The sequence below is a fragment of the bacterium genome (assembly GCA_029210965.1).
Lineage (GTDB): Bacteria > BMS3Abin14 > BMS3Abin14 > BMS3Abin14 > BMS3Abin14 > JALHUC01.
This window is the reverse complement of sequence record JARGFZ010000157.1, coordinates 1-501: the sequence shown is the minus strand read 5'-3', so window position 1 is coordinate 501 and position 501 is coordinate 1. Positions and strand designations below refer to the sequence as shown.

At 61.7% G+C, this 501-nt stretch carries 1 protein-coding gene; it reads right to left on the bottom strand.

Going from position 1 to position 501, the window contains the following annotated elements; genetic code table 11:
• Positions 1–91: 91 nt before the first annotated feature.
• Positions 92–501: hypothetical protein (locus tag P1S59_14760; GenBank protein MDF1527479.1), on the bottom strand; the 410-nt coding region annotated here is incomplete at its 5' end.

Genomic DNA, 501 nt, shown 5'->3' with positions numbered 1-501 from the left:
AGCTGGTCGGTGGGCGTTAGCGAAGGCGGGTCTCCGTGCTTGCCACGCCGAAGCTGGTCGGTGGGCGTTAGCGAAGGCGGGTCTCCGCGACTTATTCGGCGACCTCTAATACATATCCTAAAGTGTCGCCGTATACTACTCTGTCCCGTTCCTCGGCCATGAAGGTGGACACGATACCGTCACGGGGAGCGACGACAGTGTAGATGGTCCCGGCCCGATCCTCAAGGGTCACCAGGGGCTGGCCCTCGACCACCTCGTCGCCTGGTTTAACCAGCCACTCGGCTACATCCAGGCGGCCAGGGTCCTCATCCAGACCGAACAGGAACACCGCGCCTTCAGCCGCCGAGATTTCCTCTGCCGTCGGCTCGCGGCTTATCACCGTACCTCGGACAGTCACCAGCCCGGCCTTACCGCCCGCCGTGAACTGGACTGAAGCATTACCCTTTTCATCGGTTGCTACGCTCGGAGAGCTTACGGTCCCTTCTCCCACAGAAACGTCGT